A 255-nucleotide genomic window follows, 5' to 3' on the forward strand; every position below is an offset into this window, starting at 1 on the left:
GGTCTGTCTCACGGAAGGGAATGGACGGATTGGCGCCGTAGATCGACGATGTCGAGGCCAGCATGAGATGGTTGACGCCAACATCCTTGGCGATATCGAGGATGTTCCAGGAGCCTTCGAGGTTCGATGTGAGATAGGCTTTCGGGTTTTCCAGGCTGTAGCGGACGCCGGCCTGTGCTGCGAGATGCACCATCACATCAGGCGCCGCGCTGGCCACGGCCTCTTCCAGGGCTTTGCGATCTTCGAGCATCGCTG

Annotated in this window: 1 protein-coding gene; it reads right to left on the reverse strand. The window is 59.6% G+C overall.

Annotation, left to right across the window (positions count from 1 at the left end; genetic code table 11):
- On the reverse strand, positions 1 to 255 hold a 255-nt coding region (locus tag IB248_RS31260; protein ID WP_192242269.1), incomplete at both ends, for an NAD-dependent epimerase/dehydratase family protein.

It is taken from the genome of Rhizobium sp. RHZ01 (genome assembly GCF_014851595.1).
Lineage (GTDB): Bacteria > Pseudomonadota > Alphaproteobacteria > Rhizobiales > Rhizobiaceae > Rhizobium > Rhizobium altiplani.